Source organism: Anaerocolumna aminovalerica, from assembly GCF_900115365.1.
GTDB classification, from domain to species: domain Bacteria; phylum Bacillota; class Clostridia; order Lachnospirales; family Lachnospiraceae; genus Anaerocolumna; species Anaerocolumna aminovalerica.
On the sequence record NZ_FOWD01000010.1, the window covers coordinates 1 to 16731 of the forward strand.

The 16731-nt window shown below is 33.7% G+C and carries 13 protein-coding genes; 10 read left to right on the forward strand and 3 right to left on the reverse strand.

Annotated features, from left to right (window positions below; all coding sequences use genetic code 11):
* Positions 1-598: 598 nt before the first annotated feature.
* Entirely contained in the window at positions 599-2995 is a 2397-nt protein-coding gene (locus BM183_RS07250) for a ribonucleoside triphosphate reductase (RefSeq protein WP_091685691.1), read from the forward strand.
* Between the two features lie 205 nt (positions 2996-3200).
* Here the strand turns inward: BM183_RS07250 and BM183_RS07255 are convergent, their stop codons facing one another.
* Positions 3201-3569, reverse strand: coding sequence for a hypothetical protein (locus BM183_RS07255; protein WP_091685693.1), 369 nt, complete (start codon positions 3567-3569; stop codon positions 3201-3203).
* 397 nt (positions 3570-3966) lie between these two features.
* Between BM183_RS07255 and thyA the strand changes: the two genes are divergently transcribed.
* The 4 genes from thyA (at position 3967) to BM183_RS07275 (ending at position 8723) form a co-directional block, all read left to right on the forward strand.
* A complete protein-coding gene (gene thyA / locus BM183_RS07260) occupies positions 3967-4815 on the forward strand; it encodes a thymidylate synthase (protein WP_091685694.1) in 849 nt (282 codons plus the stop codon).
* Between the two features lie 115 nt (positions 4816-4930).
* Positions 4931-5422 (forward strand): dihydrofolate reductase, encoded by a 492-nt coding sequence (locus BM183_RS07265; protein WP_091685696.1) that lies wholly within the window; start codon positions 4931-4933, stop codon positions 5420-5422.
* Between the two features lie 436 nt (positions 5423-5858).
* Positions 5859-7883 carry a methyl-accepting chemotaxis protein gene (locus BM183_RS07270; protein ID WP_170847923.1) on the forward strand — a complete coding sequence of 675 codons (2025 nt, stop codon included), beginning with the start codon at positions 5859-5861 and terminating at the stop codon, positions 7881-7883.
* Between the two features lie 147 nt (positions 7884-8030).
* Positions 8031-8723: a Crp/Fnr family transcriptional regulator gene (locus BM183_RS07275; RefSeq protein ID WP_170847924.1), complete on the forward strand. Its 693-nt coding sequence runs from the start codon at positions 8031-8033 to the stop codon at positions 8721-8723.
* Positions 8724-9199: 476 nt separating this feature from the next.
* On the opposite strand, the gene BM183_RS20685 is transcribed toward BM183_RS07275, so the two are convergent.
* Complete coding sequence (locus BM183_RS20685; RefSeq protein WP_170847925.1) at positions 9200-9376, reverse strand: hypothetical protein; 177 nt, start codon at positions 9374-9376, stop codon at positions 9200-9202.
* A 113-nt stretch (positions 9377-9489) separates the two neighbouring features.
* Positions 9490-10065: an NUDIX hydrolase gene (locus BM183_RS07280; protein WP_091685701.1), complete on the reverse strand. Its 576-nt coding sequence runs from the start codon at positions 10063-10065 to the stop codon at positions 9490-9492.
* Positions 10066-10779: 714 nt separating this feature from the next.
* Between BM183_RS07280 and BM183_RS07285 the strand changes: the two genes are divergently transcribed.
* From BM183_RS07285 to hcp, 5 genes are all read left to right on the forward strand, one after another.
* Positions 10780-11856, forward strand: coding sequence for a siderophore ABC transporter substrate-binding protein (locus BM183_RS07285; RefSeq protein WP_091685703.1), 1077 nt, complete (start codon positions 10780-10782; stop codon positions 11854-11856).
* Positions 11857-11882: 26 nt separating this feature from the next.
* A complete protein-coding gene (locus BM183_RS07290; protein WP_091685705.1) occupies positions 11883-12896 on the forward strand; it encodes an ABC transporter permease in 1014 nt (337 codons plus the stop codon).
* Positions 12893-13957, forward strand: a complete 1065-nt coding sequence (locus BM183_RS07295; protein ID WP_091685707.1) for an iron chelate uptake ABC transporter family permease subunit — start codon at positions 12893-12895, stop codon at positions 13955-13957. The genes BM183_RS07290 and BM183_RS07295 overlap by 4 nt, the downstream gene beginning before the upstream one ends.
* Positions 13954-14706 (forward strand): iron ABC transporter ATP-binding protein, encoded by a 753-nt coding sequence (locus tag BM183_RS07300; RefSeq protein WP_091685709.1) that lies wholly within the window; start codon positions 13954-13956, stop codon positions 14704-14706. Before BM183_RS07295 ends, BM183_RS07300 begins: the two co-directional genes overlap by 4 nt.
* 323 nt (positions 14707-15029) lie before the next feature.
* Positions 15030-16667, forward strand: a complete 1638-nt coding sequence (gene hcp, locus BM183_RS07305) for a hydroxylamine reductase (RefSeq protein ID WP_091685711.1) — start codon at positions 15030-15032, stop codon at positions 16665-16667.
* Positions 16668-16731 lie beyond the last annotated feature (64 nt).

The window sequence follows — 16731 nt, forward strand, 5'->3', positions numbered from 1 at the left end:
TAATGACTCTTAATAAAGTAAATTAGATAACGTGGTGTATAGGATAAATTTTGCGTCATCCGGCCGAGAAGGCTGCTTATGGCCGACTAGAGACTCAATGACAAGTATCGCCCTCTGCGATACTTGTCATGAGCTTTGAGGCTCTACCAAGGCCATGCCCCACGAGGGTAAGGTAGCAAAATTTATCCTATACACCACGTTATCTTACAAAATATAAATTGAGTCATTATGAAGGCCCAATTAACACTTTTGAGTTTTTCACATAACTTCAGGGCAAAGCGTACGTCGTTAATAAGTTAAATTTTTATTTAACCAATATTTCTTATAAATTAAATGAATAATTCATTTTATTCTAATATTTTATGAAATAGCGCCATGTGTAATAAAGATAAACATAATTCTTCTGAATAATCTGATATTTCTAATGTAAATAGGGATTATGTACTAAAATTGACCACAATATATAGTGGTAGGGTTTTAAAAATAAGCACATATTGTAGTTTTAATGTATTGACGAACTACTATATTTTTGATAGTATATTAACCATAGGCTTTCCAAAAGCTTTAGTAAATAATGGAATTAGGAAGGAGATTTAAAATGATTAATGTAGTAAAAAGAGATGGGGAAATTGCAGGGTTTAATCTGACTAAAATAGCAGAAGCAATCTCAAAAGCATTTAAAGCTACCGACAAGTTTTATACCGATGACATAATCAATCTACTGGCTTTAAGAGTTACAGCTGATTTTCAAGATAAAGTGGAAGATAATAAAATACATGTGGAAGATGTTCAAGACAGCGTAGAACATGTATTGGAGCAGACAGGCTATACCGATGTAGCAAAAGCGTATATCTTATACCGCAAAAATAGAGAAAAAATTCGTAATATGAAATCTACCATCCTTGATTATAAAGAAATCGTTGATAGTTATGTAAAAGAAGAGGACTGGAGAGTAAAAGAAAACTCTACCGTAACCTATTCTGTCGGCGGATTAATACTACATAATTCAGGTTCCATTACAGCAAATTACTGGTTATCTGAAATATACGATGAAGAAATTGCAAATGCACATAGAAATGCAGATATACATATCCATGATTTATCCATGCTTACAGGTTACTGTGCAGGATGGTCATTGAAACAACTGATTCAGGAAGGTCTTGGAGGAATACCGGGTAAAATCACATCTTCACCTGCAAGCCATTTATCCACCCTGTGTAATCAGATGGTTAACTTTTTAGGAATTATGCAAAATGAATGGGCTGGTGCACAGGCTTTTTCCTCTTTCGATACCTATTTAGCTCCATTTGTAAAGGTTGATAATTTAAGTTACCGTGAAGTAAAGCAATGTATTCAATCTTTTATTTATGGTGTAAATACTCCAAGCCGTTGGGGAACTCAGGCTCCTTTCTCTAATATTACCTTAGACTGGACGGTACCAAATGATTTGGCAGAACTTAATTGTATCGTTGGCGGCAAGGAAATGGACTTTAAATACAAAGATTGTAAAAAAGAAATGGACATGGTGAATAAAGCGTTTATTGAGATTATGATAGAGGGAGATGCCAACGGCAGGGGCTTCCAATATCCAATACCTACCTACTCCATAACAAGGGATTTTGACTGGTCCGATACAGAAAATAATCGATTGCTATTTGAAATGACTTCCAAATACGGTACCCCATATTTCTCAAATTATATTAACAGTGACATGGAGCCAAGCGATGTACGTTCCATGTGCTGCAGATTAAGATTAGACCTTAGAGAACTTCGTAAGAAAACAGGCGGTTTCTTTGGTTCCGGAGAAAGTACCGGTTCTGTTGGTGTTGTTACCATTAATATGCCAAGAATCGCATATCTTGCAAAAGATGAAAAGGACTTCTTTAAAAGATTAGATAGAATGATGGATATATCTGCCCGTTCCTTAAAGGTTAAGAGAAAAGTAATTACGAAATTATTGGAGGAAGGTTTATATCCTTATACAAAACGCTATTTGGGCACATTTGAAAACCACTTTTCCACCATTGGCTTAGTCGGCTTGAACGAAGTAGGATTAAATGCAAATTGGTTGGGAGAAGATATGACTGATTCAAGAACGCAAGAGTTTTCCATAAAAGTTTTAAATTATATGAGAGAACGTTTATCAGATTACCAGGAAGAATATGGTGATTTATATAATTTGGAAGCAACTCCTGCTGAATCTACAAGTTATCGTCTGGCAAAGCATGACAGAAAGAAATGGGCTGATATTAAAACTGCCGGAAAAGAAGGGGATACTCCTTATTACACCAACAGTTCTCATTTACCAGTTAATTATACAGCGGATGTATTTGAAGCCCTGGATGTTCAGGATGAACTTCAGACTTTATATACTTCAGGAACCGTATTCCATGCATTTTTAGGTGAGAAATTACCGGATTGGATGGCAGCAGCTAAGCTGGTCAGAACTATTGCAGAAAACTATAAGCTTCCGTACTATACACTGTCTCCTACTTATTCTATCTGTAAAAATCATGGATACTTGACAGGTGAACATTTTGTTTGTCCGGAATGCGGAGCGAAAGCGGAAGTATACAGCCGTATTACCGGTTATTACCGTCCGGTTCAAAACTGGAATGAAGGAAAATCACAGGAATATAAGAACAGAAAAGTATATGATGCAGAGCATTCCAATTTAAAGGTGAATGAAAATAATACTTTAGTTGCGGAAGCCTCCCAATATTCCACACAGGAAGAGCTGTGTGCTACCAATGAAGACGGGATATATTTATTCACAACCAAGACCTGTCCTAACTGTAGATTAGCAAAGGAATTTTTAACAGGTATTCCATACACTGTAATTGATGCGGAAGAGAATCCGGAATTATCAAACACATATAGCATTATGCAGGCACCTACTCTTGTTGTTGTAAAGGATGGGGAAGTTAAAAAATATGCTAATGTATCAAGTATTAAAAAGTTTGCATTGGAACAACCTGTAGGGATAGAAGCATAAATATAGTGTATAAAAAATGATATTAATAAACAGGACACTTGATTTTTCAAGTGTCCTGTTATAAGTTAACATATAAGTAATCAAGCACTTTGATTAGTTCTTGAATGCTTTAGGGTGGAATTTTATTAACGCTATTATTTAGCATTAGTAGAGGATGGTTTTTTCATAGTATAGTGAACTATTGCATGTTTAGTTAAAAGAAAAGTTATTTTCTAACTCTAAAACTAACACTTCCTTTTGCATTAGTCCCTGTAACAGAAAATTTATATGTTCCTGTTTTTGGTACCTCTAATGAGAAGCTGATTGAAGAAGCATCATCACCTCTATAAATTTCGTCACCATCGACTTCAGCCACAAGAATATCTACGCGACCAGATTCATCTTCTATGATAACATCAATAATAGTTCCTTCCTCTAAATCCATCTCTTGTGTATCTGTTTTATTTAAAACAGAATAATCCATAATAAATTGTTCATTATTGCCTGTACGGTTACCATCAAAAACTTGCTTTTTGCAGCTTGTAGCCAAAACTAGTATTAGAACAATCATTATTAATAAAGAAAACTTTTTCATAAAATATACTCCTCCATTTATAATAATAACTTCTCGGAATCTCTAAGCCTTGATTTTTCAATCTGTATAGGAATTAGAACTGTCTAATTCCGAAAAGTTATATATATTAATACTCAATAGTTTACATCACTATCAGGGGACATTTCCATATACCAATATCTGTTTCTTTATATTCGTTTAGTACTTTAATTGAAAAATAGCTAATTGTTATATTTCAACCATATGGTATATTATACCACATGGTTTTTGCTGTACAATATAAATATATACCTTATAAATAGTATAAATTCCCTTTTTACATAGTTTGACCAGCTCACTATCAAATGATATAATATACCAAGATTAAAATACTGAAAAACTTAAGGATAAAAAACATAAATACAGAAGGGAGCCAACAATGAGTTTAGCGGATAAAATATTTATAGATATGTGCAATGATATTCTTGAAAATGGTTGTAGTACAGAAGGAGAGAAGGTTCGCCCGAAATGGGAGGATGGTTCTTATGCTTATACCATTAAAAAATTTGGGGTAGTAAATCGATATGATTTATCCAAAGAATTCCCTGCCATTACCTTACGCAGGACTGCGATTAAAAGCTGCATTGATGAAATGTTATGGATTTGGCAGAAGAAATCCAATAACGTACATGAATTAATCAGCCATATTTGGGATAGCTGGGCAGATGAAACTGGCTCCATCGGTAAGGCTTACGGATACCAGCTGGGAGTTAAACATAAGTATAAAGAAGGGGAAATGGATCAGGTTGACAGAGTAATTTATGACCTTAAGAACAATCCATATAGCCGTAGAATTATGACAAATATATATGTGCATCAGGATCTTCATGAGATGAATTTGTATCCTTGTGCATATAGTATGACTTTTAATGTAACGAAGTCAAAGAATAGTGATAAATTAAAATTAAATGCAGTTTTAAATCAACGTTCCCAGGATGTGCTGGCAGCAAATAATTGGAATGTATGTCAATATGCAGTATTGGTTCATATGTTAGCTCAGGTTTGTGATATGGAAGTAGGGGAACTGGTTCATGTAATAGCAGATGCTCATATTTATGACAGACATATTCCTATTATTCAAGAATTAATTACTAGACCAACTTATGATGCTCCCACCTTTTGGATGAATCCGGAGATTAAGGATTTTTATCAATTTACTGTTGACGATTTTAGATTAGACAACTACGTAACCGGACCTAAGGTTGAGAATATCCCTGTTGCAGTATAAAAAATAAAAAGAATCAGTGAAAGAAAATAATGGAAAGAAAGGATGCCATACATGAATTCTCTCACTACAATTGTGGCGGCTTCACAAAGAATTTGTGATAGTTTAGGTAATATAAATGAATATTATAGTAGCAGTTGATAAAAATTGGGCCATTGGTTATCAGAATAAGTTATTAATCAGTATCCCGGAAGACATGCGTTTTTTTAGAGACGAAACTACCAATAAAGTGGTGGTGATGGGGAAACACACCTTGCAAAGTTTCCCAAGCGGCAGACCGCTAAAAAACAGAATTAATATAGTCTTAACCAAAGACAAGAAATTTAAGGCAGATGATGCTATTATTGTTCATAGCTTAGAGGAAGCTTTGGAAGAGATAAAGAAATATAAATCTGAGGATGTCTATATTATTGGAGGAGCTGAAATTTATAATCAGTTTTTAGATTATTGTGATGTGGCTCATATTACAAAGATTGACTATGCTTATCAGGCAGATACCTATTTTCCAAATCTGGATGAGAAAGAAGATTGGATAGTAGTTGCTGAATCGGATGAACGTACTTATTATGATGTGGAATATCAATTTTTTAAGTATGTAAAAAAGAAATAAGTGGCTTTACGGCATCTCTTAAAAATCGTGGCTTTGTATTAAGTTTATAGTCTCAATTAATTAGTTATTTTTATACAATTAAGGATTGAATCCGATACAGTGATATGGTATTTAAATAAACAGTTTTTATTTAAACTGTCTGCCACAGAGTAGTATATCACAGCGTTGGTTCAATCCTTTTAGTTTGTATTTATTTTCATATATGCATGGTTCTTTTTCCTATAAAGAAGAATTTCATGGAATTAATTATAAAAATGCACTTTTTAAGTAATCCGGTTCAATTCCCATCAATCCCTTACAAAATGGCAATCACATAAGTAGTCTGAATTTCCTAATTTTTGATTTGAGAATTGTATAGAATTTATTAATATAGTATAATTAATTAGTCGAATTTTTAAGATTTTTGTAGAAACTATATACTATGGAGGTATCTATTTTGAAAAAGAATGGGTTGGGAATTAGGGATTCTAGAGGAATTAGTATTGGGATTAAATTAATGATACAGATTTTTTTATTGCTTTTAATTGTTTGCAGTACACTGACAGTAATATCTTACTTAAAAAGTTCGGCAGAAATGAAAAATAGTATCAGAGACAATCTTACAAACAGTGTGAAAAATAATGCAGAGTTATTTTCTCAGGTACTTTCACAAAGAAAAGCTGAGATGGAGACCCTAGGAAGACGTGAAGGCATTACAAGTATGAACTGGGCCATTCAGGAGCCTATTGTTGTAAGTGAGGCAGAACGACTGGGCTATGAAAGGATTCAGATATCTGCTCCTGATGGAACAACAAGAGTTGCAGGCAAGGATCCATTTGATTTATCTGAGAAAGAAAACTTTAAACTGTCTATGACCGGTGTTACTAATATTACAGAACCTTTATTTAGTGAATCCGATAATAAATTAATCATAATTGTTACAACACCTATTGTAGATAAAAATAATACTATTATAGGCACAATTGGCGGTGTAATTACAGCAAGCCAATTAAATGAGATCGTTCAAAATATTGAGGTTGGAACGGGGGGTTATGCCTATATTATAGATGAACTGGGAGTAAGAATTGCAGACAAGGATATTGCTGTTGTTGAAGAAAAGAGAGTGGATGTTGAAACCTTTGCAGCAGAGCCGGGATATGAAAAGTATGTAGAAGTTCAGAAAGCAATGATGGAAGGGAAAGCAGGCTTTTCAGAGTACATATATGAAGATATCGAATACTTTGTTTCCTATTGTCCTATTGAAGGTACTTCCTGGTCTTTTGCAGTATGCCTCCCATCCCAGGAAGGGCTAAAAAGTATTGATAATCTAAAGAACTTTATGATAAGTATAACAATAGCATTTCTTATTATTGGAATAATTGTAAGTATAGTAATATCTATTAGTATTAAAAAGCCTCTAAATAAGATGAAAACTTTTGCACTTAATCTGTCGAAAGGAAATCTTACAGAACAAATTGATGTGAATAGAAAAGATGAATTTGGTGAAACTTGTACCGCATTAAATCTCGCAAAAGAGAATATGTGCAAACTTATTGCCGGAATTGTTGATAAATCCCAAGAATTAAGTGCGGCAGGTGAAGAACTTACTGCAACTACTGAAGAAATAACATCGCGTTTTGGTACAATTAATGTTTCTACTGTAGCAGTTGTGTCAGATTCACAAAATAACATGGATTCAGTTAAAGACATTATGTCTGCCGTAAAAGAAATTACCAATAACATGGATTATTTAAATCACCAGACAAATAAACAAAGTGAAAATTCGGAGAAATTTAAAAATAGGGCGATTGCAGTTCAAAAAACAGCCCAGGATGCAATTCAAGCCAGCCGTGAGGTTTATAAATCACAACAGAAGAAAATAATTGATGCAATTGAAGCAGGTAAAGTTGTCGAAGAAATCAAGGTAATGGCAGATGTAATAGGAGATATTTCCGCACAAACCAACTTACTGGCATTAAATGCTTCTATTGAGGCTGCAAGAGCCGGTGAACATGGACGGGGATTCGCAGTTGTTGCCAGTGAAGTAGGCAGATTAGCTGAACAAACTCAAAGTACGGTAGCTACTATTCAGACCACAATTGAAAAAGTGCAGGATGCATTTATAAATCTTTCTGAAAATGGACATCATTTGTTAAAATTTATTGATGAAGAGGTTCAAAGCCAATTTGATGCATATTTAAATACCGGGGAACAGTATTATGATGATTCAGAATCCTTGTATCAGATGACAGTGGAATTTAATGATTTGGTTAATAGCATTTCAAATTCGGTATCATCAGTAAATAATGCAATTGTTGATGTAAATGATAGAACTGGCAAATCTCTTGACAGCACAAGTGAGATTCAGATACAATTAGGACATACAGTAACCGTAATGGAAGATGTAGCCCACACTACAGAAAATTTAGCACAGCTGGCTATGGATCTTAGCGAAGCTACGATGCAATTTATTGTTTCCTAAATTGTATGGAGTAAAATAAAAAGTTTATATAAATAATTAATCTTTTTAAAGGATTGAATATGATAATCACCTTTTTATACCGAAATAAAAAGATGTAATATGGAATTTGGGAATCAATATGATAGGGAATTACAGATAGGAGTTATCATGAAAGATATATTAAAGATGTTAGAATATAATGTGCTTTTTAAGGGATTGACTTCTTCCGAAATCGAAACTTTACTTGTTTGTTCCCAGGCAAAGGTGGTTGAATATAAAAAGAATCAAATCATATTCAGCCAAATGGATCCGCCAAAAGCTCTGTATGTTTTAATGAGTGGATCCGTATCAGTATGTAAGGACTCACCTGATGGAAGAAGATATATCGTCACCAATATAGAAGAAAAAGATATATTTGGAGAAGTCTATGTTTTCTTAGAAAATACAGATTATAGTTATTATGTAGTTGTTAATTCAAAATCCTGTGTATTGGAAATACCAAAAGATTTCTTCTTTCATACTTGTAGTAAGACTTGTGACGGGCACTCTAAAATAATTAAAAATATGCTGGGAATATTAGCGCAAAAAGCATATTTCTTAAATAATAAGGTTCAGCTGCTGACCAGCGGAAGCTTAAGACAAAAGATAGCCAAATACCTGTTAGAGAATTGTAATAATACAAGATATGTTCAGTTAAATATGAATCGGGAACAATTTGCAGCTTATCTGAATGTAACAAGGCCTTCTTTATCAAGAGAGCTAATTAAGATGCAGGAAGACGGCCTTATAGAGGTAGACCGTGATATGGTTAAAATTATAGAATTGGACGAATTAACTATGAGCGTAAAAGGTTTGAACTAAATTTCTAGTAGGTCGCTTTGCTCTGTAGTTTGTTGGGAACTCAGTAGTGCTTATTAAAGCTTTCATAATGACTCATTTATATATTCAAGGATAACAGGTTATATAGGATTAATTTTGCTACCTTACCTAATAGTTATTGTCCGCAGAGAATTTATTTCTTAAATGTAAATAATATATTTAAACTTGATTGATGAAAATTAAATTATTTTATAAACAGCTTTGCTTCACAACATAAATTAAACTCAGAAAGTACTCATTGAGCTTTCCTAATGACTCTCATAAACTAAATTTGGATAACAGGGTGTATATTATAAATTTTGCGTAATCCGGCCGACAGGGTAAGGTAGCAAAATTTATAATATACACCCTGTTGTCCTTGAACATATAAATTGAGTCATTATGAAAGCTTTAATGAGCACTTTCTGATTTCCAAACTACAGAGCAAAGCGTCCTACTACGCTAAATTTTTATAACATTTACTTCATTTCACGTATTGGCATTTCTTGTGGAATGTCCGGTGTCGCATTGGAACGGTTAGGTTGTTCCAGTTCTCTGGAATATACATCGCCATTTTTGGTTGCGGAATCTGGAGTTTCATCGTTTGTTTCGGTTATTTTTGTTGGAACACCTTTGGTATCATTAAACTCACTCATATCTAACACTCCTTTCGCAGATAGTATTCCTAGGGTGTTATGTAAATATTCGTGCTTTATTAAGAGAGGGTTTTAATCTTCAAAATATTAAGAAGTAAAATTATTTATGTAGATTAATTGGTAGTTTTATTAGCAGCTATATGTGCGAAAGAAATTAGTTTGTTATATAAGTAAACATCACCTTCATCAAAATATTTCTGTGTAAATTTTTCAATGGGAAACCATTCTACTCCGCTGTTTTCTTCGGAACAAATACACACTTCATTTTTTTCATCTGCTATAAGTACATATGCGATAGACAGATGCAGGTGGGTATTTACATATTCTGAATTTTTCATATGGCCAAATACAGGGAGGATATCAATGGAGGCTATGCCATCTGTTAATGGATGAATATCAATAACTCCTGTTTCCTCTTTAGCCTCTTTTAATGAAACATGCAGTAAATCTTCGTCACCATCGGCATGTCCACCTGTCCAAGACCAGACATTTCGTATATTATGGTGTACTAACAATGCTTTATCCAAGGACTTATTCATAATAAATCCGGAGCTGGTTATGTGAGCTATTTCATTATCTCTAAGTAAAACATTGTTTTCAAAATGTTTTATATAGTTTAAGATAACTTTTTTATCCTGTGCCTCTTGTGCATTTGCCGGGCTATAAGTTTCTATTAATTTTATGTACATATTGTTAAATAACCCTCCTATTATAAATTTGCTTCATAACAACTTTATTGTTATAAGAAAAATTCTACTACATTTCTTGTCATACTTCCATACAACTTTGTAACCTTTTTAATAAGTATTCATTTGCAAAAAAGGAATAGATTGGGAAGTTTCATAACTAAAGCTTTATACCTGGCACAAGAGACCAGAAGCAAGAGGGGTAAAATTTTAAAAACAGTGTTTCAGTTTGAATTAATAGAAGAAGCATTAAATCAATGTATGACCGTCAATCAGGATATATATTCCTTGGTTAGGGGTTTTTAAATAATAGATGTAATTCATAACTCATAATTCAAGATGAAAAAGATAAGTAAAGATAAAAAAGATAAGTAAAGAAAAAACAGTTGACAATATCTTTTGATTTGTTATAATAATAAAGGAAATGAAATTGATAATCATTGTCAAAATGTTTATATTGTTGCTGTGCACTATAGTGAAATAGGAATAATTATTATTAAATCACGTAGTTAAAGAGAATAATCCACTTGCCTATAGGCAAGTTTATTTACTTACGTTACGGCTCTAACCTCATTCTCACTATGTGGCATTTCAGCAGGAGCCCTAACTCCTGCTGAAACAGGCAAGTCTGCTTACCTGATGAGGATATAACATAGATATTGATTTTATCAATTCAATAATCTGTTATTGATCACGATTACATATAAGGAGAGATTTATGAGAAAATCAAAATTTATTAAATTAACTGTAATTTTAGCAGCTTTTACTTTGATGTTGGCAGGTTGTTCAAAACCAAATAATGACACTGTTGACCCTGAAACTAATAAGTCAGTAAATAATCCTACTGAAGCTGCGGGAAGTGAAGAAACTGCTGGAACGGAAGACAATGCAGAAACTGAGAAAGTTTTAACGGTTGAAATCACAGATATTTATGGAACTGTCACTGTTCCTGTAAAACCAAAGAATGTAGTTGCTTTGGATAACAGAACTTTTGAAACTCTATCTGATTGGGGAATTGAATTAGCGGCTGTTCCAAAGGGTGTAATGCCTGCGGATTCGCCATATGTAGCCGATGAGTCAGTTCAAGATATTGGAAATCATCGTGAACCAAATCTTGAAATTTTGGCAGCGGTAGACCCTGAACTTGTAATTGTTGGTCAAAGATTTGCCAGTTTTTATGATGAGATAAAAGCATTAGTACCAAATGCAGCGGTTATTAATCTTAATTTTGATGTTTCTGAGGAAGCAGATTCACCTGGAGAAAACTTAGTAAATGGACTTAAGAATTCTACAATCAGTTTGGGGAAAATCTTTGATAAAAATGAAGAGGCTGAACAATTGATAGCTGATTTTGATCAAGCTATTGAAAATGCTAAGTCTGCATATAATGGAACGGATACAGTTATGAGTGTTGTAGTTTCTGGCGGAGATATTGGTTTCTCAGCTCCACATTCTGGACGTGTTTGGGGACCAATGTATGAAATCTTTGGATGGACTCCAGCATTAGAAGTTGATGGTTCTTCTTCAGACCATCAAGGTGATGATATTTCTGTTGAAGCTATTGCACAAAGTAATCCGGATTGGATCTTCGTACTGGATCGTGATGCTGCAGTTTCTTCTACAACTGATGCAGTTCCTGCTCAGGATGTTATTGATAATTCACCTGCTCTTAAAAATACAACTGCAGTTTCTAAAGAACAGATAGTTTATGCACCAAATGATACTTATACTAATGAATCAATACAAACTTATCTGGAGTTATTTGAAAATCTTACAAATTCTTTAGCTAAATAGTAAGTAGTATAAAGGAGTATAAAATAGTGCCAAAAGATACAATACAAAAATTGGCTGGGGCTGAGAATTCTCAGCCCCAACGTTATAATCACAATAGAATATGGACAAAACCCTTTATATTAGCAATTATAGTTGTTATTATTTTAGGTATTATATCGCTGTTTACCGGAGTTTATGATATAAAAGGGCAAGAGGATGGAATGAATATGTTTTTCATAACTCGTGTTCCAAGAACAGCTTCACTAATGCTTACTGGAGCTGCAATGTCAATGTCAGGTCTGGTAATGCAACTGATTACGCAAAATCGTTTAGTTGAATCTACCACAACAGGAACTATTGAATGGGCAGGTTTGGGACTTGTTTTTGTTTATTTGTTTTTTCCTGCACCAACTTTAGTTCAAAGAATGACTGGGGCCATCGTTTTTTCCTTTATCGGAACTATGATTTTCTTTTTATTTTTAAGAAGAGTTAAACTTCGTTCATCTTTGATTGTCCCCATTATTGGAATGATGCTTGGAGCAGTCATTTCTGCAATTTCCACATTTATTGGACTAGTTTTTCAAATGACACAAAACATTGAAACCTGGTTTGTAGGTTCTTTTGCATCGGTTCAAATTGGAAGATACGAATATTTATGGTTAATAGTTATCATTACATTTCTTATTTTTATCTATGCTGATAAGCTGACTTTAGCTGGACTAGGGGAAGATGTTACAACAAGTCTTGGATTAAATTATAATAAGATCGTTCTTCTTGGCACTGGTCTTATTTCTTTTGCAGTTGGAATTGTAGCAGCTGTTATTGGAAATTTACCTTTTTTAGGTTTAATTGTACCAAATATTGTTTCAATGTTTAGGGGCGATGATCTTAGAAGTAATTTGCCCTGGGTATGTGTGTTAGGAATGGGTACTATAACTGTTTGTGACATAATTTCTCGGACAATTATCATGCCTTTTGAAGTACCTGTCTCTTTGATACTTGGAACAATAGGTTCAGTGGTATTTATTGTTATTTTATTGAGACAAAGGAGACTAAGATGAAGGAATTAGAATATAGTAATAATAAAAATGGGGAAATTATATCTAGCCTTCATAATGAAAACAGATCAGCTAGAGCTTTTCGTTCAAAAAAGGAAGAAAAACGTTATTGGATTTTGCTCATAGCATTGATTGTTTTGGGCATCCTATTTTCCTATGGACTTTTGGTTTATAACAATCCGGTTCCAGTAGATTCCCCTTCTTTTATCCCAGTTGCCAGAAGAAGGATGGTTGCTCTTGTTACAATGGTTATTGCTGTAATTTGCCAGAGCTTGTCCACTGTGGCTTTTCAATCGATTACGAATAATAGGGTTATCACTCCTTCACTTTTAGGTTTTGAAGCACTTTATTCAACAATTCATACGAGTACAATGTTTTTCTTTGGCGCCAATGCATTCATAAGCTTTAGAGGTATTGGATCTTTTGTATTTCAAGTTGTTATTATGGTCTTGATGTGTTTGATACTTTATGGATGGTTGCTTTCCGGAAAGTATGGAAATTTACAACTTATGCTTTTGGTTGGAGTGATTATTGGAACAGGGCTAAAGTCTTTGTCATCTTTTATGAGAAGACTTCTCGCGCCGTCTGAGTTTGATATTTTACAGGCAAAATTATTTGGTTCTGTGAATAATGCGGCTTCTGAATATTTTCCTATTGCAATTCCAATTGTAATAGTTGCAGCAATACTTATTCTTGCTTATTCCAAGAAATTAAATGTATTGTCACTTGGAAAAGATGTCTGTACTTCATTGGGAGTTAATCATCAATCAAACATAATTTATACGCTTATATTAGTTTCTGTTTTGATGTCAATTTCAACGGCTTTGGTTGGGCCGCTTACTTTCTATGGATTTTTAGTTGCAACTTTGAGCTATCAGGTGGTGCCTACTTATGATCACAGATATGTATTTCCAATGGCTCTTGCAATTGGATTTTTGATATTAACAGGTTCATACTTTTTTATGTATCATGTATTCAATGCTCAAGGTGTAGTTTCAGTTATTATTGAGATGTTTGGTGGAATAACATTTTTAATTGTACTTTTAAGGAAGGGAACTTTATGATAAGGATTGACAATGCAAAAAAGGTGTATACTGACGAGGTAAAAATAGGCCCTTTGAATATTGACATACCAAAAGCGGGACTTACTTCTTTAATTGGACCCAATGGTGCAGGGAAGTCTACCACGCTTTTGATGATTGGAAGACTTTTAAATATGGATGAAGGCCATATTAAGGTGGCAAATATGGATATTTCTCAATGTAAATCAGAAGATTTAGCAAAACATTTAACTATTTTGCGACAAGAAAATCATTTTGTAACCAGGCTTACTGTCAGACAATTAGCTGGATTTGGACGTTTTCCCCACTCAAAGGGAAGATTAACGAATGAGGATGAGGTTATTATTTCTAAATATATCGATTTTTTAGGCTTGACTGATCTGGAAAATAGATATTTAGATGAGCTTTCTGGTGGACAAAGGCAAAGGGCATATGTAGCAATGGTTTTGTGCCAAGAGACGGAATATGTTCTTTTGGACGAGCCTCTGAATAATCTTGATGTTGCTCGTTCTGTTCAAATGATGGAGCATTTAAGGCATGTTGCTAATGAATTTGGTAGAACAATTCTGACTGTTCTCCATGATATAAATTTTGCAGCCAAATACTCTGATAGAATTTGTGCCATGAAAGATGGACAAATTGCCGCCTTTGGAACAGTAGAAGAGATTATGGATTCAGAAATTTTGACTAATATTTTTGAAACGAAAATAGAAATTATTGATGGTCCTCATGGACCAATAGCAATTTATTAGTTATGCCAGATACCGATCCCAATAATATAGCAGAATTGATCGATGCATACCTACCATGTTCAAAAGAATTGTTTGGGAATGCAGGCTGAAAAATGCATATTACATTTTTAAAAGATATGAAAAGATCAGAATTTCATATCTTTTTTCATTATATAAATTTATTTTTTAATTCGTAACATATGTTACAGAAATTCTAATTCAATTATTATAATATAATGACATCGGTTAAAACAACTTAGACAAAAAAGATTTCATTTTAAGAAATGAAGCAACCAAGTTAAAAAATCATTAAAATTATAAATATATAATTGGAGGGTAAGTAAATGGAAAACAAAATGTTTTGTTATCAATGTCAGGAAACAGCAGGGTGTACCGGATGTACAAAATTCGGTGTTTGTGGTAAGTCACCGGACCTTGCAAGAATGCAGGACTTATTAATCTATGTTACAAAAGGACTTTCTGAAGTGACTACACGACTTAGAGCAGAAGGGCAGACTATTGGAACAGATATTAATTATCTAGTTACTTTAAATTTATTTACAACTATTACCAATGCAAACTTTGATGACAAAGTATTCTATGACAGAGTAAGAATGACTCTTAATGTAAAGAGAGATTTATTACAAAAACTAAATAACACAGCAAATTTACCAGATGCAGCAACATGGGATGCCAGCACAGATGAAGAATTTGATACAAAATCCACAACAGTTGGTGTATTAAGAACTGAAAATGAAGACGTTAGAAGCTTAAGAGAATTAATCACTTATGGCTTAAAAGGTTTAGCTGCTTATGTAAAACATGCAAATGCATTATCCTTTGAAAATGAAGAAGTATGTGCATTTATGCAAAGCACATTAGCTAAAACATTGGATGATACTCTAACAGCTGATGAATTAGTAGCACTGACATTAGAAACTGGTAAATTCGGTGTTGACGGTATGGCTTTACTTGATAAAGCAAATACAACTTCTTATGGTAATCCGGAAATCACTAAAGTTAATATTGGTGTTGGCAAAAATCCTGGTATCTTAATTTCCGGCCATGATTTAAAAGATTTAGAGCAATTATTAGAGCAAACCCAGGGAACAGGAGTAGACGTTTATACTCACTCTGAAATGCTTCCAGCTCATTACTACCCAGCATTTAAGAAATACAGCAATTTTATAGGTAACTATGGTAATGCATGGTGGAAACAAAACGAAGAATTCGCTTCCTTTAACGGACCAATCCTTATGACAACAAACTGTATTGTTCCTCCAAAGGATAGCTACAAAGATAGATTATATACTACAGGTGCAGCAGGATTTGTGGGATGTAAACATATTCCGGGAGGCACTGGAGATAAGAAAGATTTCTCTGAAATTATTGAACATGCTAAGAGATGTGCTGCTCCAACTGAAATTGAAACTGGAGAAATTGTTGGCGGATTTGCTCATAACCAGGTATTTGAGTTAGCTGGTGCAGTGGTAGACGCTGTAAAATCCGGAGCTATTAAGAAATTCTTTGTGATGGCAGGCTGTGATGGAAGGGCTAAATCAAGAAATTACTATACTGATTTTGCAAAAGCATTGCCACAAGATACAGTAATCTTAACCGCAGGATGTGCAAAATACAAATACAATAAACTTCCTTTGGGAGATATAGGTGGAATACCAAGAGTACTGGATGCAGGACAATGTAATGACTCTTACTCCTTAGTATTAATCGCTCTTAAATTAAAAGAAGTATTTGGTTTAGAGGATGTTAATGATCTTCCAATTGCATATAACATTGCATGGTATGAGCAAAAAGCAGTTATCGTTCTACTTTCTCTTCTATATTTAGGAGTTAAGAATATCCATTTAGGACCAACATTACCAGCTTTCCTTTCTCCAAATGTAGCTAAAGTATTAGTTGAAAACTTCGGCATTGCTGGAATTGGAACAGTAGAAGACGACTTAAAATTATTCATGGCATAATTCTGAGATATAATAATTTGCTTATGTAAAATATAGTACTTGAATGTGAGACAATATAGATCTC

Excerpts from the sequence above, each read along its gene's own strand:
- BM183_RS07250 (WP_091685691.1), top strand. The coding sequence starts at position 599 with ATGATTAATGTAGTAAAAAGAGATGGGGAAATTGCAGGGTTTAATCTG.
- BM183_RS07255 (WP_091685693.1), bottom strand. The coding sequence starts at position 3,569 with ATGAAAAAGTTTTCTTTATTAATAATGATTGTTCTAATACTAGTTTTG.
- thyA (WP_091685694.1), top strand. The coding sequence starts at position 3,967 with ATGAGTTTAGCGGATAAAATATTTATAGATATGTGCAATGATATTCTT.
- BM183_RS07265 (WP_091685696.1), top strand. The coding sequence starts at position 4,931 with ATGAATATTATAGTAGCAGTTGATAAAAATTGGGCCATTGGTTATCAG.
- BM183_RS07275 (WP_170847924.1), top strand. The coding sequence starts at position 8,031 with ATGAAAGATATATTAAAGATGTTAGAATATAATGTGCTTTTTAAGGGA.
- BM183_RS20685 (WP_170847925.1), bottom strand. The coding sequence starts at position 9,376 with ATGAGTGAGTTTAATGATACCAAAGGTGTTCCAACAAAAATAACCGAA.
- BM183_RS07280 (WP_091685701.1), bottom strand. The coding sequence starts at position 10,065 with ATGTACATAAAATTAATAGAAACTTATAGCCCGGCAAATGCACAAGAG.
- BM183_RS07285 (WP_091685703.1), top strand. The coding sequence starts at position 10,780 with ATGAGAAAATCAAAATTTATTAAATTAACTGTAATTTTAGCAGCTTTT.
- BM183_RS07295 (WP_091685707.1), top strand. The coding sequence starts at position 12,893 with ATGAAGGAATTAGAATATAGTAATAATAAAAATGGGGAAATTATATCT.
- BM183_RS07300 (WP_091685709.1), top strand. The coding sequence starts at position 13,954 with ATGATAAGGATTGACAATGCAAAAAAGGTGTATACTGACGAGGTAAAA.
- hcp (WP_091685711.1), top strand. The coding sequence starts at position 15,030 with ATGGAAAACAAAATGTTTTGTTATCAATGTCAGGAAACAGCAGGGTGT.